The organism is Planococcus sp. 107-1 (assembly GCF_021513255.1).
Lineage (GTDB): Bacteria > Bacillota > Bacilli > Bacillales_A > Planococcaceae > Planococcus.
In genome coordinates this window covers 2849614-2875043 of the sequence record NZ_CP090977.1, presented here as the reverse complement: position 1 = coordinate 2875043, position 25430 = coordinate 2849614, and the positions used below count along the sequence as shown (strand labels likewise).

At 44.4% G+C, this 25430-nt stretch carries 24 protein-coding genes, 2 pseudogenes and 2 riboswitches; of the genes and pseudogenes, 13 read left to right on the top strand and 13 right to left on the bottom strand.

Going from position 1 to position 25430, the window contains the following annotated elements:
* Positions 1-25: 25 nt before the first annotated feature.
* The gene (locus L0M13_RS14840) at positions 26-1297 is read left to right on the top strand and encodes an MDR family MFS transporter (RefSeq protein WP_235197223.1); all 1272 of its coding nucleotides are present in this window, start codon (positions 26-28) and stop codon (positions 1295-1297) included.
* 30 nt (positions 1298-1327) lie between these two features.
* Here the strand turns inward: L0M13_RS14840 and L0M13_RS14835 are convergent, their stop codons facing one another.
* Complete coding sequence (locus L0M13_RS14835) at positions 1328-1636, bottom strand: DUF3243 domain-containing protein (protein WP_052650535.1); 309 nt, start codon at positions 1634-1636, stop codon at positions 1328-1330.
* A gap of 374 nt (positions 1637-2010) precedes the next feature.
* On the opposite strand from L0M13_RS14835, the gene L0M13_RS14830 reads away from it, so the two are divergent.
* Entirely contained in the window at positions 2011-2634 is a 624-nt protein-coding gene (locus tag L0M13_RS14830; protein WP_311195580.1) for a VLRF1 family aeRF1-type release factor, read from the top strand.
* A 31-nt stretch (positions 2635-2665) separates the two neighbouring features.
* Here L0M13_RS14830 and L0M13_RS14825 read toward each other — a convergent pair whose 3' ends face one another.
* On the bottom strand, positions 2666-3361 hold the full coding sequence (locus tag L0M13_RS14825) for a hypothetical protein (RefSeq protein ID WP_235197222.1): 696 nt from the start codon (positions 3359-3361) through the stop codon (positions 2666-2668).
* Between the two features lie 148 nt (positions 3362-3509).
* Here L0M13_RS14825 and L0M13_RS14820 point away from each other — a divergent pair, with 148 nt between their 5' ends.
* On the top strand, positions 3510-3887 hold the full coding sequence (locus L0M13_RS14820) for a VOC family protein (RefSeq protein WP_235197221.1): 378 nt from the start codon (positions 3510-3512) through the stop codon (positions 3885-3887).
* A gap of 76 nt (positions 3888-3963) precedes the next feature.
* Here the strand turns inward: L0M13_RS14820 and hmpA (L0M13_RS14815) are convergent, their stop codons facing one another.
* Together hmpA (L0M13_RS14815) and hmpA (L0M13_RS14810) are read right to left on the bottom strand one after the other, a co-directional pair.
* A complete protein-coding gene (gene hmpA / locus L0M13_RS14815; protein WP_235197220.1) occupies positions 3964-5145 on the bottom strand; it encodes an NO-inducible flavohemoprotein in 1182 nt (393 codons plus the stop codon).
* A 170-nt stretch (positions 5146-5315) separates the two neighbouring features.
* A complete protein-coding gene (gene hmpA / locus L0M13_RS14810) occupies positions 5316-6506 on the bottom strand; it encodes an NO-inducible flavohemoprotein (protein WP_397443492.1) in 1191 nt (396 codons plus the stop codon).
* 91 nt (positions 6507-6597) lie between these two features.
* Here hmpA (L0M13_RS14810) and L0M13_RS14805 point away from each other — a divergent pair, with 91 nt between their 5' ends.
* The gene (locus tag L0M13_RS14805) at positions 6598-7032 is read left to right on the top strand and encodes an Rrf2 family transcriptional regulator (RefSeq protein WP_235197218.1); all 435 of its coding nucleotides are present in this window, start codon (positions 6598-6600) and stop codon (positions 7030-7032) included.
* 34 nt (positions 7033-7066) lie between these two features.
* On the opposite strand, the pseudogene L0M13_RS14800 reads toward L0M13_RS14805, so the two are convergent.
* The 3 genes and pseudogenes from L0M13_RS14800 to L0M13_RS14790 all read right to left on the bottom strand — a co-directional run bounded on the left by L0M13_RS14800 (position 7067) and on the right by L0M13_RS14790 (position 8817).
* Positions 7067-7490: pseudogene (locus tag L0M13_RS14800) on the bottom strand (pyridoxamine 5'-phosphate oxidase family protein).
* A gap of 96 nt (positions 7491-7586) precedes the next feature.
* A pseudogene (locus L0M13_RS14795) lies at positions 7587-8491 on the bottom strand (EamA family transporter).
* Positions 8492-8586: 95 nt separating this feature from the next.
* Positions 8587-8817, bottom strand: coding sequence for a hypothetical protein (locus L0M13_RS14790; RefSeq protein ID WP_235197217.1), 231 nt, complete (start codon positions 8815-8817; stop codon positions 8587-8589).
* 176 nt (positions 8818-8993) lie between these two features.
* Here L0M13_RS14790 and L0M13_RS14785 point away from each other — a divergent pair, with 176 nt between their 5' ends.
* A complete protein-coding gene (locus L0M13_RS14785; protein WP_235197216.1) occupies positions 8994-10013 on the top strand; it encodes an STAS domain-containing protein in 1020 nt (339 codons plus the stop codon).
* A gap of 28 nt (positions 10014-10041) precedes the next feature.
* Here the strand turns inward: L0M13_RS14785 and pepT are convergent, their stop codons facing one another.
* From pepT to L0M13_RS14755, 6 genes are all read right to left on the bottom strand, one after another.
* Entirely contained in the window at positions 10042-11259 is a 1218-nt protein-coding gene (gene pepT, locus L0M13_RS14780) for a peptidase T (protein ID WP_235197215.1), read from the bottom strand.
* A 132-nt stretch (positions 11260-11391) separates the two neighbouring features.
* Positions 11392-12594, bottom strand: a complete 1203-nt coding sequence (locus tag L0M13_RS14775; protein WP_235197214.1) for a M20 family metallopeptidase — start codon at positions 12592-12594, stop codon at positions 11392-11394.
* Between the two features lie 397 nt (positions 12595-12991).
* On the bottom strand, positions 12992-13828 hold the full coding sequence (locus L0M13_RS14770) for a MetQ/NlpA family ABC transporter substrate-binding protein (RefSeq protein ID WP_235197213.1): 837 nt from the start codon (positions 13826-13828) through the stop codon (positions 12992-12994).
* A 31-nt stretch (positions 13829-13859) separates the two neighbouring features.
* Complete coding sequence (locus L0M13_RS14765; RefSeq protein WP_235197212.1) at positions 13860-14510, bottom strand: methionine ABC transporter permease; 651 nt, start codon at positions 14508-14510, stop codon at positions 13860-13862.
* Positions 14500-15531, bottom strand: coding sequence for a methionine ABC transporter ATP-binding protein (locus L0M13_RS14760; RefSeq protein WP_235197211.1), 1032 nt, complete (start codon positions 15529-15531; stop codon positions 14500-14502). The genes L0M13_RS14765 and L0M13_RS14760 overlap by 11 nt, the downstream gene beginning before the upstream one ends.
* Before the next feature lie 123 nt (positions 15532-15654).
* A riboswitch (SAM riboswitch) is annotated at positions 15655-15770 on the bottom strand.
* 101 nt (positions 15771-15871) lie between these two features.
* A complete protein-coding gene (locus L0M13_RS14755; protein WP_235197210.1) occupies positions 15872-16510 on the bottom strand; it encodes a glycerol-3-phosphate acyltransferase in 639 nt (212 codons plus the stop codon).
* 132 nt (positions 16511-16642) lie between these two features.
* Positions 16643-16754: riboswitch (SAM riboswitch) on the top strand.
* 103 nt (positions 16755-16857) lie between these two features.
* Here L0M13_RS14755 and L0M13_RS14750 point away from each other — a divergent pair.
* The 8 genes from L0M13_RS14750 to L0M13_RS14715 all read left to right on the top strand — a co-directional run bounded on the left by L0M13_RS14750 (position 16858) and on the right by L0M13_RS14715 (position 25349).
* Complete coding sequence (locus L0M13_RS14750) at positions 16858-18147, top strand: O-acetylhomoserine aminocarboxypropyltransferase/cysteine synthase family protein (RefSeq protein WP_235197209.1); 1290 nt, start codon at positions 16858-16860, stop codon at positions 18145-18147.
* A gap of 12 nt (positions 18148-18159) precedes the next feature.
* The gene (locus L0M13_RS14745) at positions 18160-19173 is read left to right on the top strand and encodes a homoserine O-acetyltransferase MetX (RefSeq protein ID WP_235197208.1); all 1014 of its coding nucleotides are present in this window, start codon (positions 18160-18162) and stop codon (positions 19171-19173) included.
* Positions 19174-19900: 727 nt separating this feature from the next.
* Positions 19901-20698: a Flp pilus assembly protein CpaB gene (locus L0M13_RS14740; RefSeq protein WP_235197207.1), complete on the top strand. Its 798-nt coding sequence runs from the start codon at positions 19901-19903 to the stop codon at positions 20696-20698.
* Between the two features lie 11 nt (positions 20699-20709).
* A complete protein-coding gene (locus L0M13_RS14735; RefSeq protein ID WP_235197206.1) occupies positions 20710-21849 on the top strand; it encodes a CpaE/TadZ family protein in 1140 nt (379 codons plus the stop codon).
* A gap of 28 nt (positions 21850-21877) precedes the next feature.
* Positions 21878-23242 carry a TadA family conjugal transfer-associated ATPase gene (locus tag L0M13_RS14730; protein ID WP_235197205.1) on the top strand — a complete coding sequence of 455 codons (1365 nt, stop codon included), beginning with the start codon at positions 21878-21880 and terminating at the stop codon, positions 23240-23242.
* Positions 23233-24162 (top strand): type II secretion system F family protein, encoded by a 930-nt coding sequence (locus tag L0M13_RS14725; protein WP_235197204.1) that lies wholly within the window; start codon positions 23233-23235, stop codon positions 24160-24162. The genes L0M13_RS14730 and L0M13_RS14725 overlap by 10 nt, the downstream gene beginning before the upstream one ends.
* A 9-nt stretch (positions 24163-24171) precedes the next feature.
* Positions 24172-25107, top strand: coding sequence for a type II secretion system F family protein (locus L0M13_RS14720; protein WP_235197203.1), 936 nt, complete (start codon positions 24172-24174; stop codon positions 25105-25107).
* A gap of 20 nt (positions 25108-25127) precedes the next feature.
* A complete protein-coding gene (locus L0M13_RS14715; RefSeq protein ID WP_235197202.1) occupies positions 25128-25349 on the top strand; it encodes a hypothetical protein in 222 nt (73 codons plus the stop codon).
* Positions 25350-25430 lie beyond the last annotated feature (81 nt).

Sequence of the window (25430 nt, the reverse complement as noted above, 5' to 3'; positions counted from 1 at the left end):
CAACTTAGGAACGGGGGACAGGAAAATGAAAATCAGAGATTGGGATCGAAGTTTAAAAGTCCGCCTTGTAGGCGAATTTTTTATGAATACAAGTTATTGGATGGTATTTCCATTTTTAGCTATTTACTTTGCGGAAGAGTTCGGAAAGGGGACAGCGGGCTTATTGCTCGTCATCTCCCAAGTTTTTTCTGTCGCAGCCAATTTGATTGGAGGGTATTGCGCGGATCGGTTCGGCCGGCGGCGGATGCTCGTTATCGCTTCCATAGCGCAGGGAGCTGCATTTCTGCTTTTCGCTTTTGCCAACTCACCTTGGTTTGATTCGGCAGCCTTAGGATTTGTGGCTTTCACCATCGCTGGAATGTGCAGCTCGCTTTATTGGCCTGCCAGCCAGGCAATGGTGGCCGATGTCGTTCCTGAAAAATACAGAAGCGATGTGTTTGCCATTTTCTACACGACATTGAATATTGCGGTAGTTGTAGGACCGCTGATCGGTGCCGTTCTATTCTTCTCGTTCCGCTTTGAACTCTTATTGACCGTAGCGGTTATTTCGATGATTCTTGGCCTGGTTTTGCGCCTTTATACAAACGAAACTTTGTCGCAAAAGATGCGGGACAAATGGGAAGAAGGGGAGTCTGCAGGTCTGTCAAAAGCGGTTCTTGGCCAAATCAAAGAATACGGACTGATCTTTAAAGACCGTGTTTTCCTCTTGTTCGTTATTGCCGGAGTCTTAGGTGCACAGACATTCATGCAGCTGGATCTATTGTTCCCGATTTACTTGAAAGAAACGATTGATGTACAGACGATTGCTTCTTTCGGAAGCAAAGAATGGACCGTGACAGGTGAAACGTCTTTCGGCTTCCTGTTATCGGAGAATGGTCTTTTAGTGGCATTGTTGACTGTAGTGGTGACAAGATGGATGACAAAATTCCGCGAAAAATGGGTGTTTTTCTTTTCGGCATGCTTCTACGCAATTGCCATGATTCTCTTCCCGTTAACATCGCTTTTTTGGATTTTTGTCATCGCAATGGCCATCTTCACCTTTGCCGAATTGATGGTAGTAGGCATCCAGCAGAGCTTTATTTCGAAATTGGCACCGGAAGATATGCGGGGGCAATACTTTGCAGCCGCGAGTATGCGCTACACCATCGGGCGAATGATTGCGCCGGTTTCAATTCCGATGACTGCCTGGTTCGGTTTTGGTTGGACGTTTGCTATTTTAGGCGTATTGGCATTAGCAAGCGGCCTCGTCTATCTAGTGATGTTCCGGTTATTCGACAAAAAAGCGTCCCATGTATAGGGACGCTTTTTTTATAGGCGATGATTTTTCCTATTCTTTCTTCACTAAACGCAAGAGCATGTGAGCAAGCATATGCTGCTCTTCTTTTTCTCCGACTTTCCATAATTCCTGCAAAAGATATTCTTCGCGGTTTTTTGGATCTTCGTTTTTCGCTAAATAGTTGGCAACTTTTTCAGTGATTTGAGCCAAACGTTCTTCGCTCAATCCTAATTTTTCACCCATCTCAACTTTGCTGCTTAAGTATTGCTTGAAATGTTCAAAATTTGCTAAGATGTCTTCTTTTTTCTCATCATCAAAAGATTTTAATTTATCGTCTACTTTTTTATCGATATTTTCCATTAATCACACACTCCTTTTATTTGATTGCACTATCTGTTTACCTCTATGAAGCTCTTTTAAACGTCAGAATAATAAAAAAAGAAGGAAGTCTCTCGTTTAATGTAGAAGACTTAGGGTAATGAACTAAAGAGGATGTATTTTAAGGAGGATGATGGATGAATGACATTATATGACGAAATCCAGAAACTAAAAGCATTTAATTGTGATGACCGTTGCGTATTAAGCGTCTACTTGAATACGAACCCGGCGGATTTGAACGCACAAAATGGCGCTTGGAAAATTCACCTCAAGAATGGTTTGAAACGATTGGATGAATATTTAGAAGCCTCGCAAGATGAGCAAGAAATGAAACGCTATAAAGAGCTGAGAAAAAAGTGGAGCGTGAAATACTTGACCATAAAGACGACCTCCAAAAGGGTGTCGTTATTTTTGCATCTCCACATGAAGATTTATGGTCTGTGCATTACGTTCAAGTGCCGGTGAAGACGAGTTTCCACTGGGAAGCAAAGCCAGCACTGGATGAATTAAGATATATGTATAAGGCTTATCCATATGCCGGCGTGATTCTGCCGAGCTTTAAAGGGATAAGAGTGCTCGATACTTCGATGGGAATTATTAATGAAGAGATCTTTTATGAATTTGATTCGGGACTGGAAGTATGGACAGAGCAAAAAGGCGTCCATTCTGCATCTAGAAGCGGCGGCACGGGCAATAGCATGGGCGGTGGCGGAGCTCATTTAGGCGGAAACAGCGGAAGTCATGCAGATGACCTAGACCACCGCCTGCGGGAGAACTTGGAACGCTTCTATAAAGATATGAGCATCAAAATCGAGAAACTGAAAAAAGAACGCCATTGGGATGAAATCCATGTGGTGGGAGAAACCGAACATGCAAAATCCTTTGCCAAAGTTTTGATGAAAAAACCGAACAGTTGCGTATATAAAAACTTAATCAATAGTTCACCAGGGCAAATCCTGCATGAAGTGTTTGAAAAATAATCAAAATCCCCAGCGCTATGCTGGGGTTTTTTTACGTTTTCATTTGAATATGGGGCTGCGGACAGAACGTACAGGTTTCAAAAGCATCGAGTTCTTTATACAAGCAGCACGTTTTTCGCAAAGGCCGAGTCACAGCAGCTTCCAAAGAGGAATTGCCTAAAAGCTTAGCGAGATAAGACGTTTTGATCGGTTCCCAATTTTCAGGTTCCAGCAGCCACTCCAAATCTTCAGCTGCTCTTCGCGGTTGGCGCTTTTCAAAATTGGCATAAAACCACAATAGCGACCCTAAGATGTTTTCCCAAAGAATAATAGGCGAGATTTTTACATAGCCGCGGAATTCCTGGATGGCCTGATCGCCTTGTTCATACAGAACTTCATGCATGGCAGAAAAGCGTTGGGAATCCGTTATCAATACCAGGTTTTCAGCATCAGCATGGGTTTGAAGTAAAGGAAAGCCGTAATTGACGACACGATTAAAGCGTAAATCACTGAACGAGCCTTTAAAATAGCAGTGGTGATTGATGATCAAATCAAATTGAGCCGTGATGAATAAGGCATATTGCCGGAAAAAATAAGAAACCGCGGCGCCGTCATTTTCGCTTCCGGACCATTCTTTTAATTGAGTTATCGCTGTTTTTAAATCTAATGAAAGCGGCTTTTCAGGCAGACGGCCAACTGCTACAGAATAATTAGAAAGGATGAGTTTGAGTTGGGGGGATGCATCCATGGATTTTCACTCCTTTAACTACTCATCATGCTAAGGGAAAATAAAAGATTTGCAAAGGGATAAGCAAAACTTATCGTAATTCATTTATACAATTGAATGTTCTTTTGTATTTTGTTTCATTAGAATAGTGGTAATGGGAGGGGAAGCTATGAAATTTTCAATTAGCAAAATTGACCACGTACAAGTTGCTGCACCAAAAGGGAACGAAGAGCAGGCACGAAAATTCTATAGGGACTTATTGGGAATGAAAGAAGTAGAAAAACCGGAGCCGTTGAAACCGCGTGGAGGCGTATGGTTTGAATTTGGCAGCTTTCAACTGCATGTTGGAGTGGAAGAGCCTTTTTCTCCAGCTAAAAAAGCGCATCCTGCTTTTTTTGTCGATGGTTATGAAGCGCTTAGAAAACAATTGGAAAGCCAAAGCATTGAAGTGAAAAACGATGGCAGCATTCCCGGAGTGGAACGATTTTTTGTTTTCGATCCATTCGGCAACCGGTTAGAGTTTTTAAAAGAGGGTTCAGTAAAATGAGATAAGAAGAAAAGAAGGACAGTCCAGAAGCGTTTGATCAGCTCTGTACTGTCCTTCTTTCTGTTTCTCTAAAATTTTATACAGCTTGCAATGCTACCGCGGGACCGAAGAACTCAAAATGGATTTGCTGTTCGTTCATTCCCATTGCGCGCAATTCACGGATCATCGCTTCCATGAAAGGAACGGGTCCGCATACATACACGTCGCCTGTGATATCCACGTATTCTTCAAGAACCGCACGAGTGATGTAGCCATCCGGAAGGTCCGAATACAAAGTTTTATATGCGGCGTTTGCCATAGTCGCTAGATGCTTTTGAATGTCTTTATCAAATGCATGCAATGATTCATTGCGTGCTGCATGAAGGAAAACAGTCGGACGTTCAGGAGTCAAAGTGGCCACTGTTTCAAACATGCTCATCATTGGCGTAATGCCAACACCGCCGCTGATGAAAGCGACCGGAGAATCTTTTTCAACATCGAGAACAAATTCACCGGCTGGTGCGCTCACTTCAATGGTATCGCCAATCGCTAATTCTTCATGAAGGTAAACCGACACGCGTCCGTTTGGATCATTGTCCGCTTCACGCTTGACTGAGATGCGGAATTGATCGGGTTTCGGAGCTTGAGATAAGCTGTACTGTCTATTGAACAAATACTCTTCCCCCGGAATGGAAATGCGTACAGAAATGTACTGGCCAGCTTGATAAGCGGGAACAAGAGATCCATCTGCAGGTTTTAAATAGAACGATATGATATTATCGCTTTCTTTTACTTTGTCAGCGACGATGAAGTCTTTGAAGAACTTCCAGCCGTTTTCTTGATTTTCAGCTTTTTCATACATGCCTTGCTCAACACCGATAAAGGCGTCGGCAATCATTCCGTAAGCTTCTGCCCAGGCGTTGATGATTTCATCTGTTGCCGCATCTCCTAGCACTTCCTTGATCGCTTTCAGTAAATATTCGCCGACAATCGGATAATGTTCTGGTTTGATGCCTAGGCTGACGTGTTTGTTCGCAATTTGAACAACCGCTGGCAGAATGGCTTCCAAATTATCGATATGGACAGCTGCTGCGTAAACCGTATTGGCAAGTGCAGCTTGCTGGCGCCCTTTAGCTTGATTGGCGTGATTGAAAATATTCAATAGTTCAGGGTGTGCATCGAATAAATTCTTATAAAAGACCGTGGTAATAGCTGTGCCATGCTGTTCGAGTACCGGTACTGTAGATTTGATGATGGATTTCGTTTCTTGGGATAACATCTTCGATCGCTCCTTTTGTTTTCTATAATTCGACTATAAACCTATCTGGGGTTTAAAGATATATTTAAAATACATCTTTAAAATTTAGACACATTTAGTTTCACAGAAAAGTCACATAAAAAAGAGTTCACGGAGTAACCCGTGAACTCTTTGGCTATGAAAGCAGACAATCAATTGGAATCATTTAAATCTAAAGCCGGACCGAAAAATTCAAAGTGGATGCGGCTATCGTCCATTCCGATATTGCGAAGCTCCCGGATCATGCTCATCATGAACGGCGGCGGCCCACAAACGTACGCATCACCTGAAGGATCGACATATTCTTCTAAAGTTTTGCGTGTGATAAAGCCGTCTTCTTCATCATAAATTGTTTTATAGTATGCATGCTCCATCCGGTTTGTATAAGAGCGGATGTCTTCATCAAAGGCATGCTGCAAGCGATTTCTAGCACCATGTAAAAAGGTGGTCGGGCGCGCCGGAGTCGAAGTTGCCACAGTTTCGAACATGCTCATCATTGGTGTGATGCCGACGCCGCCGCTAATAAAGGCAACAGGGGTTGTTTTGGAGGAATCGAGTACAAAGACGCCAGCAGGTGCACTGACTTCCACACGGTCGCCTTCCTGGATTTTTTCATGAAGATAAATCGAGACAACGCCATTTGGATCATTGTCCGCTTCACGTTTTACTGAAATTCGGAATTCATCCGCTTTAGATGCTTGAGACAAGCTATACTGGCGGATCATAGCATATGGTTCTCCCGGAATCGACAACCGGATGGAAATATATTGTCCAGGTATATAAGCGGGAACATTCGATTGGTCTACCGGTTTTAAATAGAAGGAAGTGATGACTTGGCTTTCTTTTTCCTTCCGGGCGACCACAAAGTCTTTAAAGTAAATCCACCCATTCTCTTGCTCGGCGGTTTTTCGGTACATATTTTTTTCGACATCGATAAATGCATCTGCAATCACGCCGTAAGCTTCAGCCCATGCAGTGATGATCTCATCGGTTGCTGCATCTCCAAGTACTTCTTTCATCGCCTTTAAAAGATATTCGCCGACAACCGGATAATGCTCAGGCTTTACGCCTAAACTTACATGTTTATGGGCAATTTGGATAATTGCCGGCATGATTTCTGCCAAATCGTCAATATGGACGGCCGCAGCATAGACGGCTTTTGCAAGTGCCGTTTGCTGCCTTCCTTGTGCCTGGTTTGCATGGTTGAAAATATTCAGCAATTCCGGGTGAGCTTCAAATAGATTTCTGTAAAAGGCAGTGGTGATCGCGACACCGTGGTCTTCCAATACAGGGACGGTGGATTTGATGATGGATCGTGTTTCGTTTGATAACATGAAAATCATCTCCTTTTCCTTTATGAGTTCTTCGCAATCTCAATTGCTTTATCGAGCTTCCCTTAATCGCTATAATGAGGAAGCAGGGAAGGTGAGATTGATGAAATTAACCATGTATACCGACTATTCATTGCGCGTGCTGATTTATTTGGGTTCCAAACCGGAAGGCAAATTGACGACAATCCAGGAAATTTCGGATGCTTATCATATATCTAAGAATCATTTAATGAAAGTGACATTTGAACTCGGAAAAGCGGGTTTTATCCAAACGGTCCGCGGCCGAGGAGGAGGCATCCGTTTAGCCGATCTTCCGCAGAATATCAATGTTGGAACAGTTGTGCGCCGAATGGAAGACGATTTCCATCTGGTCGAATGTTTTGACCGGGAACATAATCGTTGCCCGATAACGCCTGTTTGTGGATTGCGCGGCGTTCTAGGAAAAGCGCTTCATGCTTATTTGTCGATTTTGGATGAATACACACTTGAAGATCTGCTCTTCAACCGAGAAGGCCTTCGGGAAATCCTCCATACATAGAAAAACGGCCCGAAAAATCGAGCCGTTTTTTTGTTTACAATTCCAATGTCTGCGGCTCTTCGCCTTTTTTGTTAATGATGCGAACCTGGGAAGGCTTAATCGCCAAAATAACGAGATGCGGATCGTCTGGACCACTGAACCAGCCTCTTAAATGTTCGTTCCAGACTTTGTCGATGATGCTCTTATCGTCGTGGATGCCCATCGTACCTTCAATCTCAAGAAACGCATCACCGACGCCTTCTCCTTCATAACCTAGTAAAATATGGGCATGAGGGTTTTTCTCAAGCTCGTCCACTTTTTGAGTCTGATCGCTTGTAGCTGTATACAAAGTAAATTCATCGTTAAAGAATGTCATATAAGCGGGAATGCGGTTTATTGTCCTTCACCGTTGCTAAAACCCCTACATAACTCTCTTCTAAAATCTTTAAAGCTTGCTGCTTCAGTTCTTGCTGATCCATATTTTCCACTCCTTTGAATTTCAAACTTACTTCTAGTATTCCTGTTTTGGCTGGAAATAAACGTGAAGAAATTGAGCAATAAAAAAACCTGCTTTGTTAAGCAGGTTCTTCTATACGTTCGACAGGCTTTGGAGTTCGGTTGAACATGCTTGGCAACACCATTCCAGCGAGGACGACAAATATGCCGACAATCTGGAGCACCGTCAAAGATTCACTTAAAATGATGACCGAAGCAATAACGGCGACTGGCAGTTCCATTGCACTTAAAATGGAAGCTAACCCCGACCCTACATGAGGGACGGCGATTGAGAAAAAGTAAATGGGCATGATGATTCCGAAGAATCCAAGAAGGAGGCCGTATACCCACAATCCTTCTCCGAAGAACGTGCCATTCCACATAATTTCAGGTGTTTGGAAGACTGCGATAACAAGAGCCGCCGCCAGCGATACGTAAAACAGGCGGGTTGTAGTATCCATGCCTTCGATTTGTTTGCCGTTGACAAACATGAAAGCCGAGAAGCAGAATGCAGCTCCAATTCCCCATGCCCATCCTTGCCAAGGGATGCCGCTTAAATCAGCATCAATGACCCCAGCAGCAAGAATCGTTCCGCCAAACAATATGAGAAGCGAAATCACTTCGATGCGCTTCAACCATCTCCGGTTTGCGACACAATCCATAAGCATGCCGATCCAAGTGAATTGGAATAATAGCACGACTGCCAGCGATGCCGGCAAATAATTAAGCGAATGGCTGTAAACCATTCCGGTCGCTGCAGTGAACGACCCGGATAAGACGAGAATCTTCCAACCGCGTAAGCGCGGAGGCGTCTTTGCGTCACGGCAAATAAAATAGCCGCTAGCACAAAACCGGTAAAATATTGGCTCGTAACAGCTTCGGCTGTTGTAAAGCCATGGCTCATGGCGACTTTAATAATAGTAGAAAGTACTCCATAACAGCTGGCCGCAACAACGACCATTACTGGGTATATCCAGTTTTTCAAATGTATCCACTCCTGTTCCAAAGAGAATCATAACATAAAAGAACCGCAAGGCATCAGCCTTGCGGTTCTTCAGAAAAGTAGATGTATTTTGATTATTAATCTGGGTATTTTTCCTCGCTGGAAGAATCTTCTTTAGTGGCACGCGGTTTGCCTTCTTCTTCTTTTTCCTGTTTCAAATCCTCAAGAGGAAGAGAGTCCACCGTTTGTTCTTCTTTGAACATTTCATGCATCGTTTTTTTATCGGTCTTGAATTGTTCAGGATTATCCATAGGAGCGCCGTCTCTTGTTTCGCGCTCTTCTTCTTTGAAAGGTTTTTTGTCTGTCATGGAAAGCACCTCTTTCTTTGTCTGTTATTGGTTTATTCCTTTTATCAAGGTTTTTAAAACATTCCTGTATCGCCAATAGTATCTAAATGCTCTAAAGAGGCGGCTAATCGGACTATTTTTAATAGCCTGTTAAACATTATGGTAAAATAGAGGGAGTGAACGAGAGGGGTTGTATCATGGAAACAAAACCGTCAATAAATGTAGGTGGCTTAAGTTTTGAATGGGATCTGGAAGAAGGAAGATTTATATTTGAAGGGCAGGATTCGGTGCTTTTCTGGACAGCTTCTGCCATGAAGATCTTTTTTGATTCGATAGAAGAGATTTCTGGAGAGGATGCTGCGAGCGTCGTAATGGAATCGACGGGGTTCCGACAAGGTTTGCTTGTAGGAGATTATTTCTCAGAGATGGAGAATGTTTCGGTTTCTGAAGCAGCCAATCTGATTACGAATACATATGCATCTGCTGGATGGGGACTTGCGAAAATACAAGATATGGACGAAGCCGAACAAACTTTGCGTGTGCATTTGAAAAATAGCTGGGAGCATAAAATCAATGTAGCCCAAGGGAAAAAAGAAGGCGGAAGCTACTTGGCTGCCCATTACGCAGGGATTTTCAGCAATCTTTTCAATACAAGTATTTGGTATCGCATTGTACATCATCAAATTGAAGGATATAAGGAAACGATTATCGAGTATTTCCCGTCGGAGCAGAACATCGAAGAGAATATTCATCGTTTTGCACGACTAAAAGAGGCTGAGCAAATCGATCAGCTGGAGAAATCGGTCCAAGAAAAGACGGCAGAACTAAACAGTTTGATCAAGGAAATTTCTTCTCCGATTATTCCGGTTCTTGAAGACATCGTCGTGGTGCCGCTTCTCGGAACGTATGACCAAGCAAGAGCAGAAGAGTTGCTGGTTAAAACATTGCAGAATTTACCGACACATAAAGCGAATTATTTAGTGCTGGATTTAACGGGCCTGAATGACCGCTTTACTCAGGAAGCCGCTAGCCTCATTGAAAAATTGGGATCGACTGCAGGCTTGATAGGAACCAAAACCATTCTTGTAGGGATTTCCCCGAAAATGAGCATGGTCATAACAGAATCAGGCATTGATTTGTCTAAATTCAATTGCTTTCAGACTTTGCAGCATGGCATCCATTATGCGCTTGCTCAAAACGGAAGAGCGATTCTATAAAAAAAATAAGCGCCGCGGGCGCTTATTTTTATTTCGTAATTCTCGCGATTTCAAGAATTACGCGAGTGGCTTTTTCCATATTATCAACTGAAATGAATTCGTACTGGCCATGATAGTTTTCTCCGCCTGTAAAGATATTGGGTGTTGGCAAGCCCATGTACGAAAGCTGGGAACCGTCAGTACCGCCTCTTACAGGAACAATATTCGGTTCGATGCCAACCATTTTCATAGCATTCTCAGCTAAATCGACGATTTCCATTACGGGTTCGATTTTTTCGCGCATATTGTAATATTGGTCTTCGAGCTCCAATGTGACCGCCTCTGAACCATATTCCTGCTGCAATTTTTCGGCTGTTTCTTGCATCAACCGTTTTTTTGCTTCAAATTTTTCTCTATCGAAATCTCTAATGATATAGGAAAGAACAGCTTTTTCAACATTGCCGTTGAAATTGTTCAAGTGGATAAAGCCTTCGTAGCCTTCAGTAGCTTCGGGCACCTCATTTTTCGGCATTTGCTCTTGGAAACGGATGGCGATCGTTTGTGCATTCACCATTTTGTCTTTAGCTGATCCGGGATGCACGCTTTTTCCTTGGACCGTCAATTTGCCGGCAGCGGCGTTAAAGCTTTCATATTGCAATTCACCGAGAGGGCCGCCATCCATCGTATAAGCATAGTCAGCACCAAAACGTTCCACGTCGAATTTATGCGGTCCGCGGCCGATTTCCTCGTCTGGAGTGAAAGCCACACGGATCTTTCCATGTTCAATTTCCGGATGCTGGACTAAGTATTCCATTGCCGTCATGATTTCCGCTACGCCGGCTTTATTGTCAGCACCGAGGAGCGTTGTTCCATCAGTGGTCAGCAACGTATGGCCAACGTAGTTTTTCAGGTCAGGAAAATCAGCAGTGGACATGATGACAGAATCATTCAATGGAATGTCTTTTCCGTCGTAGTTATCAATGCGCTGCGGGTTCACGTTTTTGCCCGTGAAATCAGGAGCTGTGTCGACATGTGCAAGAAAACCGAATACAGGAATCTCCCTATCCGTATTCGCTGGAAGCGTACCGAATAAATAGCCATATTCATCTGTTTCGACTTCTTGGAGGCCGATTTCCTTCATTTCTTTTTCAAGTTCTTTCAGTAAATCCCATTGGCCCGGAGTGGAAGGGGTAGCTGTACTCTCAGGATCCGATTGGGTATCGATCTTAGCATATCGCACAAGGCGTTCGATTAAAGTTTCAAACATCGTATTCCTCCTAAAATGTGTTCTATTATTATTTTAGCACGAAAATAATAAATTTTGGAAATACGAGAAGAGAAGGAGGAAAACAAATAAAAAACCGGAACTTCCTTTCAAGGAATTTCCGGTTTTTTCGGGTTATAGCTGTTTGTCTTGCACCGCTTTTGCGTGAGCTTCTTTAACTTCATCCAGTAAAGTGGATTCGGTCAACAAACGGTAGCCAGTATTCGCTAATGCTTTTGCACCTTTGATCAGGGCTTCATTGCCTGCTTCAGATTTTGCTGCTTCACGGAATTCTGCGGTATGGCCGATTAAATCGTCCGGTCCAATTTTGATGTAAGGATGGGCAGTCGGCACGGCATAGCTGATATTGCCGGCATCGGTTGATCCAAGGCCCTTCGCTCGGGAAGTGGCTACGTCTTCGCCCACTGCTTCCAGTTCGCTTTGGACCACTTTATCTAAAGCCGGGGTCAAAACAAGATCCTGAACTTCGTTTTGGAAGCGCACAATTTTAACGGTTGTGCCTGTAGCTAGTGCAGCACCTTCTGCAATCGCCCGGATTTTTGTTGCCGTAGCTGAAGTTTTTTTCCATGAATCGCCGCGGATGTAAAAACGGGCCGCAGCATATTCCGGAATGATGTTCGGCGCATCGCCGCCGTGGGTGATAATGCCATGGACACGGGCATCTGACGGCAATTGCTGGCGAAGTGCATTGATGCTGTTGAAAAGCTGGAGCACAGCGTCAAGTGCGTTAATTCCTTCTTCAGGAGATCCGGCTGCATGCGCCGGTTTTCCGTAAAAATGGAATTCCAATGGATCGACCGCGAGGGAAGGGCCAGTAACGGCCGTTTTTCCAGATGGATGGATCATCAGCGCTGCATCAATGCCTTCAAGGAAACCATGCTTCACAAAACTGCCTTTAGCGCTGCCATTCGGGCCGCCTTCTTCTGCGGGTGTACCAAGCACCACTACGCGGCCGCCTGTTGTTGGGAGGGTTTCAGCTAAAGCAATCGCAGCAGCGACGCTTGTTGTCCCAATAATGTTGTGTCCGCAGGCATGGCCGATTCCGGGAAGTGCATCGTATTCTGCCAGGTAAGCGATAGTTGGTCCCGGCAATGCACTTTCTTTGCTGGCAAAGAATGCCGTTTCATGGCCAGCGACGCCGGTTTCAACAGTAAATCCGGCCCCTTCAAGCAGTTGCACCAATGTGGCACTTGCGAAGAATTCTTCATTGCCGATTTCCGGTTTTGCATGGATTGCTTGGCTGGTTTCGATGTAAACCCCGCGATCCGATTCGATTGATTGGGAAATGGTTTGAGCTGCTTCTTTGATTGCTGTCATTGAAATTCCTCCTTAGTTTTTGGTTTATAGTCGGCTCTTTCCGCTTTTCTTATTGTCTAGACTCCGGCAGCTAGCCGCTCGAGGTCGCTTCAGCCTTAGCAGCAATGGCAAAACCCGCCATTACTGCTAAGCCTTCCAGCGCTTGTCGCGGCTGACGAGCTGCCTTCGCTTTTCTTATTGTCCAGCTGCAAGAGCCAGCTTCTCGGGTCTTAAGGCAGCCGCTGCGGCGGCAACAGCCTCCTCGCGTTCTGTCTTAAGCCTGTCGAAGCTAACCGGCTCTTTCCGCTTTTCTTATTGTCCAGACTCCAACGGCCAGCCTCTCGAGGTCTTAAGTCGTCTTGCCTGTGCGGCAAGACGCCTTAAGCTTGTCGAGGCTGAACGGCCGTTTTCGCTTTTCTTATTGATAATCCACTAGTTCTTCTACTGGGATGAATGTTGGGATTGATGCGCCCTTTGTATGTTCGACGATGAAGTCAGCTGTGTCGTCTTGTTGGTAAAGTTCGACGATTTTCAAGAAGTCTTCGTCTTCGGCATTTTCAGCACTTGCTGCAATCAGGTTGATGTAAGGTGTAGCTGTATCGCTTTCTGCAGCGATTGGATCTTCTGTCGGGTTCAAGCCAGCATCAACTGCGACGCCGTTATTGATGATTGAACCGGCAACATCCGGCATTGCACGCGGCGTGTGCCCTGAAACCATCGGCATGATTTCAATGTTTTTCGGGTTTTCGATAATATCGTCTGCTGTCCCAGTCAATCCTGCATCGTCGGATAATTTGATCAAACCTGCTTCTTGGAGCAATAGCAGTGCACGTCCCATATTTGTCGCTTCGTTCGGCACTGCAATTTGTGATCCGTCCGGAAGTTCATCAATGGATTCGTATTTGTCGGAGTAGAGGCCCATCGGTGCGATTACGGTTGAACCGATCGGCACGATGTCGATATTGTGTTCTGCGACAAACTCGTCGAAATAAGAAATGGTCTGGAATGCGTTTAAGTCAAGCTCGCCTTCAGCAAGTGCCAGGTTTGGCGCTACGTAATCAGAGAACGTAATGATTTCAAGGTCAATGCCTTCTTTTTCCGCTTTTTCCGCGACAAAATCCCAAATGGATGTATCGGATCCGCTAATGCCTAGCGTCACTTTTCTGTTTCCTTCTTCTCCTGAAGCATCATCGCCGCAAGCCGCAAGGACTAAAGCCAATAATGCGAATAAAACCGTCAATGTAATTTTTTTCATGATGTATTCCTCCAATTAAATGTTTTTATAATTAACTTCTTCGTACTTTTTTAGATAGCAAGTTGCCGGCAGACTGAACGCCTTGGACAAGGACAACGAGTATAGCGACTGTAATCAGCATGACGACTGTATCAAAGCGCTGATAACCATAAGTAATTGCCAAGTCTCCAAGTCCGCCGCCGCCGATGGCTCCAGCCATAGCGGATGCTCCGATCAATCCGACAATGGCGATAGTCAGTGCCAGTACCAATGAACTCAAAGCTTCCGGAATGAGGAAGCGGAAAATGATCTGGCCAGGTGTCGCACCCATTGCCTGTGCGGCTTCGATGACGCCTTTGTCGACTTCGAGCAATGAGTTTTCAATAAGTCGTGCAATGTATGGTCCTGCATAGAAGACAAGCGGGACGATGGCAGCGGCAGTGCCGATGGATGTACCGACAATCAACCGGGTAAGCGGAATGATAGCCACCATCAAAATGATGAAAGGGACTGAACGGAAAATATTAATGATGACGTTCAATACTTTCGAAATGGGTTCATTTGCCAGTAAATGGCCTTTTCTTGTTACGACTAGCAAGATGCCAAGCGGGAAACCGATAATGATTGAGAATAAGAACGAAGCGCCGGTCATATAAACCGTTTCCCAGAGAGCTTCTAAAATCTGTTCGTTATCAACTAGCATAATTTTTTACCTCCTCGACTTTGACCGAGTCGCTGCGGATCGCAGTCAGCGCGCGTTGAATCTCGCTTAAACTTCCTGAAAACTCAACGATCAGGTTGCCGTAAGGTTCGCCTTGCAATTCCGTGATATTTCCGAAAAGCACATTGAGGTCAAGATTGAATTCACGCGATACTCGGGACATGAGCGGCTGTCCGACCGAAGTTCCTGTAAACTGGACGCGGTAGATGGAATGGTTCTGCGTCGGATCCTGGATTTTTGTCAACAAGGATTCCGGCAGTTCATCGTTCATGACCGAACGGACAAAACGCTGAGTCGTCGGCTGCTTCGGATTTGTAAAAACTTCGTATACGGAACCTTGTTCGATGACTTTTCCAGCTTCGAGGACCGCTACTTTATCGCAAATCTCCCGGATGACGCCCATCTCATGAGTGATTAATAGGATCGTGATATTGTATTCACGATTGATGCGCCGCAATAAATCCAGAATGGACTGAGTCGTCTGGGGATCAAGTGCAGATGTTGCTTCGTCGCATAGCAGGACAGAAGGGTTAGTCGCCAGTGCCCGGGCAATCCCAATCCGCTGCTTTTGTCCGCCTGAAAGCTGGTCCGGATATTTTTCTGCCTGGTCTGCCAGGCCTACAAATTCAAGAAGGTTTTTCACCTGTTCTTTAATTTTGTTTTTCGGTGTTTTTGCCAGAATCAGCGGCATCGCGACATTATGGAATACCGTTTTGGAATTCAATAGATTGAAATGCTGGAAAATCATCCCGATATCTTTTCGGGTATCACGGATTTCTTTGCTGGTAAGAGTGGAAATATCCTTGTCATGGATGAGCACCCGTCCGTTCGTCGGACGTTCCAGTAAGTTGACTGTCCGGATCAGTGAACTTTTGCCGGCGCCGCTAAAACCGATGACGCCATATATCTCTCCGGTTTCAACAGTCAGATCGATGCCGTTCAAAGCGTGGATTTCCTGTTTGCCCGAATGGTAGGTTTTCGTAACCCCCTCAAATTGAATCATTCAAATAGCCTCCTCATGCTGTATGGATCGAATGCGTACAAACCTGTAAAAAATAAAACAAAAAGAGCCCTCTTTTTTCTTGTCCATAAGAAAAAAGAGGGCTCCGGAATGAAACCATCTCAATTCTCATCTTCCAAATGCACGTACATGCATTTGCAGGAATTAGCACAGTTTTCGCTTAAAGCGAATCCGCTGCCGAAACGTCATAGGGCCTGTCCCTCGGTTTCTCTGGATAAGAAAGTGATGTATGTATTCGATTTGTAATTCTCACTTTAGTGCGTCAACGCAGAAAAGTCAAGAAACTTTTTGAAAATAATTTAAAATAAAGAAAAGCCTGCTTTCACGCAGGCCCCGCTTTCTTGCGGAAGACAGAAGAAACCTTGCTTTCCGTTCCGTTTTTGATTCGTTTAATATTTTCAATGTGTTTCCAGAGCGCCATCGCAAAAAGCCCGAAGGCAGTGAGAAGCGGCCAACTGCCTTCCGCCGGGAAATAAGCGATAGCAAACAGCATGCCATACAGAACGAGAACGCCGACAACCAAATAATCCGTTGCTAAAGCGCAAGCGACCAGCAGCAATCCGCCGGCAAGCCCCAATTTCCAATCCAGTGCAAGCATAACGCCGATAATGGACGCTGTGCCTTTTCCGCCGTCAAAGTTCATATAGAAAGGGAAATTATGGCCGATGACGACAGCCGCACTGATCACAAAGAGCATTGTCCATTCCAATTCACTTGATAAATTGAATTGGCCTAAAAGAATTCTTAGCCCCAAGACAGCAGCAATCCCTTTGGAAATATCGATCAAAGCGACAAGTGCGCCGAATTTCCAACCAAGTACGATAGCAGCATTGGAAGCACCGGAATTTTTCACCCCTTCTTTTTTGACATTCGTGCCTGAAATCAGTTGGGCGATGGAGGATCCATGAAGTGAACCGAGTAAATAACCAATAATAAAAGTGCAAGCAAACCAAAGAATCATAAAATCATCTCCTCTATATGTATTAAACGTTTTAGGAGAAGCAGAGGTTTCGAAATTTTTTGAATTATCCACTTGACAAATGAGAGCGATGTTTTTATACTGCTAAACAAGATGAAAAACTAAATCTGAATACTCTTATCAAGAGAGGCGGAGGGAATAGGCCCTATGATGCCCGGCAACCACCAAGCAATTGCTTGGAAAGGTGCTAAATCCTACAGATCGGCAACGATCTGGCAGATGAGAGGAGGTATTTCCGTATATGACGGCCCTCTTCTTAACGAAGAGGGCTTTTTTCTGTTCCCTCCTCGTCTTCGGTTTTCATCAATAAAAACTAGGAGGAATAAGAAATGACAAATTTTAAACCAGAAACGCTTTTATTGCACGGTGGCCAAGAGCCGGATCCAACAACAGGAGCAAGAGGAGTTGCCATTCATAAAACAACTTCTTATGTATTTAAAAGTACGGAGCATGCCCAAAACTTATTCGGATTAAAAGAGACTGGAAATATCTATTCCCGCATCATGAATCCGACGGTTGATGTTTTTGAACAGCGTGTAGCTTTGCTGGAAGGAGGCACTGCAGCTGTCGCCTTGTCTTCGGGAATGGCAGCCATTGCATTCTCTATTTTAAACGTTGCCGAGGCGGGGGATGAAATTTTGGCAGACAGCAATCTTTACGGCGGTACTGTCAGTTTGTTCTCCAACACACTTCCGCGTTACGGAATCAAGGTGAGATTTGCGGACGGAACAGATCCCGAAAACTTCCGTGCAGCCATCACGGATAAAACAAAAGCAATCTTTGGAGAAATCATCGGAAATCCAAGTTTGAATGTGTTTGATGTTGAAAAAGTAGCAGAAATTGCACACGAAAACCAAATTCCTTTATTGATCGATAATACATTTGCCTCCCCGTACGGTAGCAACCCCATCGCTTTCGGTGCAGATGTCGTCATCCATTCAGCGACGAAATGGATTGGCGGGCATGGGACGACCATTGGCGGAGTTGTGGTGGACGGAGGCAAGTTCAACTGGAACAATCCGAAATTCCCGAACTACACAGAGCCGGATGAAAGCTACCACGGCATCCGCTATGGCATAGACGCAGAAGGAGCTTCATTTGCGACTAAACTGCGTGTCCAATTGCTGCGCGATTTTGGTCCGTCGCTAAGTCCGGACAGTGCCCATGCATTCCTGCAAGGCTTAGAAACACTGCATTTGCGGATTCCACGCCACAATAGCAATGCACGGTTAGTCGCTGAATATCTTCAGCAGCATCCGCAAGTCGAATGGGTGAACTACATCGGTTTTGAAAATCACCCGTCCCATCAGCTGGCGCAAAAATACTTGAAAGACGGCTACGGATCCATCGTGAACTTTGGCGTCAAAGGCGGCCGTGAAGCTGGGCGGAAAGTAATTGATGGCGTCGGATTATGGTCGCATGTAGCAAACGTCGGCGATGCGAAATCGTTGATCATCCATCCGGCCTCTACTACCCACCAGCAATTGAACAAAGAGGAATTGGAAGGTGCAGGAGTCACGGAAGAATTGATCCGTTTATCGGTCGGCCTTGAAAATCCGGAAGACTTAATCGCAGATCTTGAGCAGGCCATCAAATCGGCAGTGCTCGAAAACGTCTAGGAGGGAAAGCGGATGACTAGTGTATCCATCGGCAATTTGGTTCTTGAATCTGGAGAAGTCTTAGAGAATGCAGTGCTTGCCTATGAATGGTCCGGCAAAGAAGGTGGTCCTGCCGTTCTTGTCTGCCATGCGTTGACTGGAGACCAGCATGCGATCGGGACCGAGGATCTTCCAGGTTGGTGGTCCGGCTTGATCGGGCCAGGCAAAGCCGTGGATACCACTATTTTTCAAGTCGTCACTTTCAACGTTCTCGGGGGCTGCAATGGCTCTACTGGGCCATTATCCACCAATCCCAAAACAGGTAAAGCGTATCGTTCGTCTTTTCCGGCGATCACGATAAAAGATATGGTCCAAGCTGAATTTCAAGCGTTGAAAGAGCTCGGAATTTCTCATTTGGCAGCTGTCATCGGCGGATCGCTTGGAGGCATGAAGACTTTAGAATGGGGAAGAGCCCACCCGGAATTTGTGGATATTATTTTCCCGCTTGCTGTAACTCCGGCTTATAGTGACTATGGCATCGCTTTTAATTACATTGGAATTCAAGCGATTGAAAACGATCCGCGTTTCAATAATGGAAATTACAGCCATTCATCTGAAATCAAGGGGTTCGAGGTGGCAAGAATGGCAGGAATGGTCACTTACCGAAGCGGTGAAATGTTTAACCGGCGCTTTAACCGAAAAGCGCTTGCCAATGGCTATGACGTAGAATCTTATTTGAATTATCAAGGCCAGAAATTAGCGAACCGCTTTGATGCCAACAGTTATTTAACTCTTTTGAAAGCAATGAATACCCATGATGTAGGAAATGAAATTTTGGATGTGGAGATTTTTGCGCTATCCTTTACGCATGATCTGCTGTATCCGAGTGAATTGATGATTCTATGGTTAAAATCTCAGTCTCATGCAGAATGGGAAGTTGTTGAAACGCAATTTGGCCATGATGGATTTTTAGTGGAATTTGATAAATGGAGCAGCAGCATTAAACAAAAACTAGAAAATGCCATCGTCCCGCAGCCGTCTCTTTAAAGAAATTTAACCAGCTGCCAGCAAGAAATGCAGAGTCGCCGACAGGAGGGACTTGTAATAATTCCACATAATATTAATTTTAAGAGATTTCCAACCAAATAGAATTGGAAAATTGAATGAATTTAAAGCTATTTTCATCTTTATTAAGATGAAAATAGCTTTTTTTATTGGAAAAATTAAGGGGATTAGCAACTTGTAATTACTGGGAGTCAGGGGTAGGAAAAAGAGGAAACCGCACTAGGATGCCTATTTTACTGCATCGTATTTATACTAGTTTTAAGATAAAAGTCCTGAGTAAATATCTCTATTAAATAACTCTTGAATTCAAGGTTTTATAATAATAAAAAAATTTTAAAAATGAATAAAAAGTCACGGTTAAAGAGTACAGATAACAGGTAAAAGAGCAAGGAGAAAAGATAGAGAGGGATTTCAAGGAAAATGTGCCTAAAGAAAAGAGGGATGATAATGAATAGATGGCATTGTAATAGAAGGGGTTAAAAATACCTATATGACTTTTTATCTGTAAAAAATACCTCTAACCGAAAACGGTTTTGACAGCTTTATAAATTTAATGATAAGCATATAGAGGAAATTAAAATATAGACAAAAAGTGAAGGATAATATTGCCAATTTTATTAACTAAAGAAAATTTTAGCAAAGTGCAAAAAGTTTCCTGCTATTGACATGAAGTAGAGAAATAGATGCCTAATGCCAAGGGAGTGCCAAAATGATTGAATCCAAAAGAAAAGCAATTATCTTTTTCGTACTAGCTGCCATTCTAGCAGGAACGGCCGGTTTCCTGACATTATCAAAAGTAAAGGAATTGAACAGCGACTTGGGAACAATGGTTAAAGTTTATGCTGCAAAAGGGGATATCGCCTCTCGAAGCGTTATTACGCCAAAAGATGTGGCTGTTGAGGAAATCCCGAAAAAGTTTTTAACGGACCAGCATATTACAAGCACTGACGATCTCCAAAATAAGGTATCGGTCATTCCTTTATCCGCAGGAGACTTCATTACGAAAAACATGTTGAAGCAAGCTTCCGCAGTAATGGAAGAAAATAATCGCCTGATCACTTTAATGGCCTCAGATCGTGTCTTTTTCGATGAACAGCTTGAAGCTTTAGACCGGGTCGATATTATCGTCTCAGTACGTTTTGACAATGAGAACAAAACGCAAATTTTCATGAAAGATGTAAAAGTAGCACGTGTAGCAAATGATAATAAAAAGTTTGCGGGGGTCCAGTTAGAAGTTTCACTCGAACAAGCACCTAAGCTAATACATATGCAGAATTACGCAGACAGCGTCCGGATCATCAAAGCAAATGTCGGTGCCGGCAAAGAAGATGCACCGGAAACAGACACGGCTGCTGAAACGGAAGCTTCAAAGGAAACGGAAGAAAAAGCAGAAGCAAAACCGAAAGAAGAAAAGCCAAAAGCAGAAGAGAAACCTAAAGCAGAAGAGAAAAAAGAAGCAGAAAAGAAAGAACAGGATGACGCAGCCGAGACGTCTCCGGAGAGCTGAGGGATTTGGATATGAAAGAATCGAAACTATTGATTGTCGGACAGAAAAACGAATTATTTACATTGCTCACCCGGCAATTCGAAGGTGAGTTTGACTATAGTTGGCTCGACCCTACCCATTTGCGTTCGGAGCTGAAAAACGTGGACCCGGCATTAGTTCTTCTATTGCATGAACCTGGGAAAGACTTAGAAACCCATGCTTATCTCCAACAGGAACTTGACGGAACGCCTGTCGTATTTGTCCATGAAAGCCACGATTTCCAGTTATTCCGAGACTTAGTAAGAGCGGGGGCGATCGATTATTTCGTTATACCCGAAGATTTAAATGGTTTAGAGAACCAATTGGCGATTATGCTTGCAAGACTTGAAAAATCTCCAGAAAAAGAAAAACAACTGAGTTTTAAGCGAGGGAGCGGACAAGTCTTCGCTTTCTATAGCGGCAAGGGAGGCAGCGGGAAAACGCTGTTGAGCACCGCTTTTGCCCAGACCTTGAAATTTGAATCCACGGCTCAAGTTCTTTATATCGACTTGAATCTTCAATATGGAGGCGGAGAATCTTATCTGGGTGTGGAAACTGCGAGAAACATCCTGGATTTGGAGCCGGTTATCAAAGAAATGACTGAACAGCATTTACGCAACGTGACAGAAAAAGAACCTTTATCGAAAATGGAGCTGTTAATCAGCCCATGCGATGCGGAACTTGCTGAGTACATTACAGAAGATTTCGTCACGCGTCTTTTGCGGGTATGCCGCCGGGCCTATGATTTCATCATCGTTGATTTGCCCGTGAACATGGATGAACGTACGTATACGGCATTAGTCGAGGCCGACCGCATTTATTACACGACTTTAATGGACACGCCATCCATCCGGGTTTTCAAGCATACGGAAGAACTGTTCCAAAAACTTGGAATTCCTACAGCAGACCGGTTGGAGCTCGTGCTGAACGAAGTCGGCCGGGAAAACGAGTTAAGCAAAAAAGATATTGAACGCTTTATCGAATATCCTGTGGCAGCTGAAATCAGACGCGATATTAAAGGAGTGCAGACCGCTATCAATAAAGGCGAGACCCTTCGAAAATTGCCGAAAGAAAAGAAACTTACTCCCGCCGCTAAAGACATGCGGAAATGGGTCGTATCCATGCTGAAATAATCATTTTTAAAAGGAAGGAGGGAAAGCGATGTCGCTCTTTCAACGGAAAAGAACCGAATCAGCAGCGGCTGTCAGTGAAAGTGTTTCAGTACAAAGCTCACAAGTGTTGAGCCCATATTTAGAAGAATTGCTCGAGCATTACAAAGCAAGGCTGTTGGCAGAAACCAATCTAGAACCGCTGATTGCAGCTGAAGAATCTGAGCGCCGCCTGTCCATTGAACGCCTGATCAGCCAGTTCATGCTCGAAGAAAAAGTAGTCATCTCGAAAACCGACCGCGAAATGCTTTTGACGCGTTTGATTGATGAAACAGTTGGCTTTGGTCCATTGGAACAATTGCTGAAAGATCCGACGATCACCGAGATTTTAGTGAACGGACCAAAAGAGATCCATGTGGAGCGGAACGGTCGGCTGGAATCTTCACATATTACCTTTAAGAACGAAGAGCATGTCCGCCATATTGTCGACCGGGTGATTGCCCCGCTTGGCCGGCGAATCGATGAAAGTTCGCCAATGGTCGATGCACGCTTGCCGGATGGCAGCCGGGTGAATGCGGTCATTCCGCCCATCAGTTTAAATGGCACATTGCTGTCGATCCGGAAATTCCGGAAAGAACCGTTTGAAATGGAAGATTTGCTCAGGCTTTCTTCATTAGATGAAAGTATGTCGAAATTCATACGTGCCATTGTGGAAGCGAAACTCAATATCCTGATATCCGGAGGAACCGGGAGCGGAAAGACGACGTTGCTGAATGCAGTGGCAAAGTCAATCCCACTCCATGAACGGGTCATTACGATCGAGGATTCAGCAGAGCTCAGGCTAAACAGAGGAAGCGTCGTTGGAATGGAAGCACGCCCGCCAAACGTAGAAGGGCAAGGGGAAGTCAGTATCCGCCAATTGGTGCGGAACTCGCTGCGAATGCGTCCAGACCGAATCATTGTCGGAGAGGTCCGGGGAGCGGAAGCTTTCGATATGCTGCAGGCAATGAATACAGGACATGAAGGGTCGCTGACTACAGTCCACTCCAACTCTCCGGTAGATGCCATTAGCCGAGTTGAAGGCATGGTCATCATGGCGGGAATGGATTTGCCGAGTGAAATCGTCCGGGAGTATATCGTAGGGGCCCTGGATTATATCATCCAGGCTGACCGTCTTGGAGATGGACAACGGAAAATCGTCAATATCTCTGAAGTCTATGTAGATGAAGACAAAGGCGTTAAAATCCGGGATGTGTTTATTTTTAAACGGACCGGCACCGGCAAAAACGGTGAAGTAATCGGCCATTTCACGCCGACCGGCTATATACCGAAATGTTTGGATCATCTAAGGGTATTCGGCATCGAGTTGGATGAATCGATGTTCCAGGTGAAGCAGGAGGTGGCCCAATGGACATAAGCATTGCCATTTTATATAGTGCAGCCGTTTTGGCGCTGTTATTCGGCGCCTATCTGTTCCTTGACTATCGCAGGGGAAAACAGGAGTGGAAGAAAAAGCTTAAAACCTGGTATCCCGAAGAAAAAAGAAAAAGTGCCATCAGTGTTTGGGGAGACCGGTTCGATGAATCTCCAATGTCCGAGAAGCTGACTAAAAAGCTTAAAAGTGCCAATGTTTCTTTATTAGCTTCTGAATACATCGGCATTCATGTGCTAGGCGTTCTCATGCTTTACGTCGTGTTCAATATGATCTTCAGCATGGCGGCGTTGCCAAGCATTATATTGACTATCGGTATTTTAGTAAGCAGCCATTTTCTATTGTTCTATATCCGCAAAAACAAGTATGAAGAACGTTTGAATGAGCAGCTCAGTGAAGTTTGCCGGCTTTTGGCGAACGGGGCCAGATCGGGAATGACCATCACTCAGGGCATCGATTTGGTAGCAAGAGAAGTAAATGAACCGGCAAAAGATGAATTCAAGCGGCTCTCGAATGAATTGAAGCTGGGTGTGCCATTTGAAACAGCATTAAGAGCCGTCCAGAAAAGGAATAGCTCACGCGATTTCCAATTATTCATCGCTACATTGCTGATTCAGAAACGGACAGGCGGCAATTTGGCGGCGACGCTTGAAACAATGTCGCATACGTTGGAAGACCGGAAGCTATTGCACCAGACGATTCAAACGATGACTTCCGAGCAGCGTTATATATCGTTGATTGTTCCGGCAATGCCCATATTCATTCTCTTGTTTATGAACAATATCATCGATGGATTTACGGATCCGCTGACTACGCCAATTGGCATCGTTATGATGATCGCATTCGGCTTGGGAATCATCTTGTCTTTTTTCCTGATTCGTCAAATTACAAATATAAAAGTGTAGGTGAAGGGTTTGGATGCTCTCATTATTTTTACGATTATTGTCTTCTGGTTCATGGTCATTTTAGGAATCCGCAACTGGTCCGTCTATGTAAATGAAAAAAGAGGCGTGCTTGTGCACGTTTCTGAGACAACGAATGTTGACGGTTTCGATAAGAAAAAGAAAAAACAGAAACAAAAAGCGAATCTGTTTAGCCGGTTAAGCGGCTATGCAGATGAATTTTCAGAACTCGGGCAGCGCATCAACTTTTTTAGTGAAAGCATTGAAGTGGCTGACTGGCTGAAGAAATCCGGCAATCCTTATGAATTGACGGTGGCCCGCTTTCAAGGTTTGAAGATTTTATTGTTCATTATCGGATTTTTTGCAGCGATGTTGGCCTTTATCATCGGCTTGCCATTCTCCAAATATGGGTTGGTTTTCTTGCCGCTGATCGGCTACTTTATCCCGATTTACTTAGTAAGGTCACAAGCTAAGAAACGCCAGGAAAAACTGAGAATGGATTTACCCGATTTTCTGGATACTATCAGTACGAGTATTCAGGCTGGGGTTAGCCTAGACCAGGCATTAAGGGAGGTGATACGCTTTTTCGACGGTCCGCTCCGAGAGGAATTTATGCGCTTCAATCAGGAAATCGACCTAGGGGTGCAACGTGAAACGGCTTATCGGAATTTGCTGGAACGCAATGACAATGAAGAGTTTCAGCAATTGATCAAATCTCTGCTTCAAGGCATGAAATTAGGGGTGCCTATTGCAACGACGTTTAAAATTCAAGCGGAAGACATGCGCCAGTTGAGACAGGAGCGCGTCAAGGAACTGGCAGCCAAGGCTTCGCCAAAAGTCACATTGGTTACAACATTCGTGGTAGCACCGGTTTCAATCATGATGATTGCCGGCCTCATGCTGCTGAATATGATTTACGGAGAAAACAGCATTTTTAACATACTATAAAACTCTAGGAGGAATTTATTATGAAAGAAACATTAAACGACTTTATCTTGCAAATGGTGACATCTATGAAAACGGCAATGGACAACGAAAGAGGATCTCAAACTTTGGAGTGGATCGGGATTGCAGCAGTTATTGTTATCGTAGTGGGCGTTGTTTCACAAGCATTCTCTGGCGGTACTTTCGGAACTACATTAGTAGAAAAATTCAATGGCTTTATCGGAAAAATCGGCGGAGGGGAGTAACATCCCCCTGCTTTTCTTGGTATAAGGGCAATAGCCTGAAGCCTGATATTGCATGAATACGCATCACGAAAGGAGCATACG